General features: G+C 36.3%; 1 pseudogene. It reads left to right on the top strand.

Annotated features, from left to right (window positions below):
* A pseudogene (gene repM / locus FTU12_RS16340) lies at positions 1-931 on the top strand (replication initiation protein RepM); the annotation flags it as partial.
* Between the last annotated feature and the right edge of the window lie 120 nt (positions 932-1051).

Here is a 1051-nt window from a genome sequence, read left to right as displayed (position 1 = left end):
GAAAAATGGATTAGTAGTGAAAGACAATGCGTTAATGAATGCCAGTTATAACTTAGAAACGTCTGAACAGCGTTTAATATTGCTTGCAATTATGAATGCTAGAGAAACAGGGCAAGGAATTACCGCAGACAGCAAGTTAGAAATACATGCTAGTGATTACGCAAAACACTTTAATGTGTCTACAGATGCTGCATACAAAGTATAAAAAGATGCAGTAAATAATCAGTTTGAACGTAAGTTTAGCTATTTTACGGAATATAAAAAGACTGGCAAAACAGGCATTGTGCGCTCACGTTGGGTTAGTCGTGTTTTCTATGTTGATACGTTAGCGATTTTAGAAATCACTTTTGCCCCTGACGTTGTACCACTTGTTACTCGGCTTGAGGAACACTTTACAAGTTATCAACTTAAACAGGTATCACAGCTTACAGGTAAGTATGCAATTCGATTATACGAACTACTAATTGCATGGCGTGAAGTGGGTAAAACTCCACAAATTGAACTATCAGAATTCAGAAATAGAGTTGGTGTTGAGGATAATGAATATCAACGTATGGAGCTGTTTAAAAGGCGTGTCTTAGAACCGTCTATCAAGCAGATCAATGAACATACCGATATCACTGTGACCTATGAACAACATAAAAAAGGTCGAGCTATTTCAGGCTTTTCATTCAAATTTAAGCAGAAGCAACAAGCAAAGAAAATCGAATCTAAACGAGATCCTAATACACCCGATTTCTTTATCAAGATGACTGACTCACAACGCCATTTATTTGCTAATAAAATGTCTGAAATGCCCGAAATGGGGAAATACTCACAAGGTACAGAAAGCTACCAACAATTTGCTATTCGTATCGCTGATATGCTTTTAGAGCCTGAAAAATTCAGAGAGCTTTATCCAATTTTAGAAAAATCAGGATTTCAGCCATGATTAAATTAAATAACCTATCAACCGATCTAAAGCATGTGACCGTTGAATACCTCGACATCGTAAATTATGAAATTGCGAGGGAAAATATATGCGGTTATATCTTCCTATTATCCCGACTAT

It is taken from the genome of Acinetobacter sp. YH12063 (genome assembly GCF_013419715.1).
Classification (GTDB): Bacteria; Pseudomonadota; Gammaproteobacteria; order Pseudomonadales; family Moraxellaceae; genus Acinetobacter; species Acinetobacter amyesii.
Note: the sequence above shows the minus strand (reverse complement) of the source record. Positions and strands in the feature narration are given on the sequence as shown.